The sequence below is a fragment of the Pseudoalteromonas sp. S558 genome (assembly GCF_005886635.1).
GTDB lineage: Bacteria > Pseudomonadota > Gammaproteobacteria > Enterobacterales > Alteromonadaceae > Pseudoalteromonas > Pseudoalteromonas aliena.
Genome location: NZ_PNDU01000352.1, coordinates 1 through 1453 on the forward strand (window position 1 = coordinate 1; position 1453 = coordinate 1453).

Genomic DNA, 1453 nt, shown 5'->3' on the forward strand with positions numbered 1-1453 from the left:
GCCAAACATGCGCTGCCCTTTGAGCTCGATCTAGGAACATTAACTCTTTATTGCTCGGTTTTTACTTATTCTTACAGGGATGTAAGCCATTAGAGTAACGCAGGAGCAGTTACCGAGCCCACTAGGCTACAAACCTCGCGCCGCGATTGAATCGCCCCTAATTTGAACAAATTTAATCCACAAAGGTCAACACGCCCTAATTAATGGCTATTTTTAATTATTATTGTAAGCACATGTTCGATATTTTTAGATGTTGAGTTGAGGCTAAAAAATAAAAAGGTATGTACTAAAAGGAAGAATAAACTGCTAATAAACATTTAAAGTAGCTACTCTCTATATAAAATAGCGAATACTGCATAGTTGATTTGGTATAAAAGGGAAACTGCGTTAAAGTTTGCAATGTAATCATTAGAGGATAAATACGAAACGATGTCGGAAATTCAATTTTTAAATGTAGATCTAGAGCTTGAGTCAAAGCAAGATATTAGCGTGCTTGTGGCAGATCTAAAAAAGGTCGCTACGATTTTACATCATGACAAAGACGAATACCGTCATTTAGCACGTATTGAAGCGACAGGTGCAGTAAGTACTCCAGATAAAGCAATAAATCACTTATGTGAGCTTATTGAATCGTGTTCGCGTAATGCGTTAAAGCAGTGGTTAAGCTGCTCGCGTAGAACGTTTGATATTGGTTTTGAATCAGGCAGCTCGCCTAAATGTTTTAATCAAGCTTTAGACGCAGATACATTATTGCGTATATCTGCGATTGGTGCAGGTATGGAAATTACAATTTATCCAATTGAAAAATAATACCAACTAATTATCTTCGCTCCACTACTGCTGCGGTCATTTTTGATACGCAGCACAGCTCATTGCGGCTGTTGGTAATTTTTATCTCCCAAACCGAGCTACGCTTACCTATATGAAATGCTCTTGCTGTGGCTGTTAAAGTACCGTTGCGAGATGCTTTTAAGTGACTGGCGCTAATTTCTTGTCCAACGCAATAAAACTTAGTGAAGTCGACTACAAAGTTAGCTGCATAACTTGCTACCGTTTCGGCAAGCACTACATTAGCGCCGCCATGTACCATACCCATTGGATTATGGTGCTCAGGTATGGCTGGCATGGTTGCTACTAAATAGTCTTCCCCAATTTCAGATATTTCAATGCCCATGGTTTTCATGAGTGTGCCTTGGCCATTAATGCCTTCGTCTAGTTGTTTGCAAAACTCTAAAGTAATAGGTTGATACCAAATACTCATAACCGCTCCTTCTAAATGGTACTTACCAGAGTTCAGGTTACTTAACCTGAGCTCTGGATAATAAATCTATCTCAAGCTGCTATTTTCAGCGCTAACTACGTTGAACTTACTTGCAATAGGCCAGCTATTGACGCGCAAGTTTGCCTTGTTTTCACTGAAAATCTCTGGCTAAAGAAAATAAACTTAATTATC

2 protein-coding genes are annotated in these 1453 nt (G+C 39.0%); one reads left to right on the forward strand and one right to left on the reverse strand.

All coding sequences use genetic code 11. The annotated features are described in order from the left end of the window. Window positions 1-429 precede the first annotated feature (429 nt). Window positions 430-810, forward strand: coding sequence for a hypothetical protein (locus CWB66_RS19055; RefSeq protein WP_077536381.1), 381 nt, complete (start codon window positions 430-432; stop codon window positions 808-810). 10 nt (window positions 811-820) lie between these two features. On the opposite strand, the gene CWB66_RS19060 is transcribed toward CWB66_RS19055, so the two are convergent. Continuing rightward, window positions 821-1261: a PaaI family thioesterase gene (locus CWB66_RS19060; protein ID WP_077536380.1), complete on the reverse strand. Its 441-nt coding sequence runs from the start codon at window positions 1259-1261 to the stop codon at window positions 821-823. Between the last annotated feature and the right edge of the window lie 192 nt (window positions 1262-1453).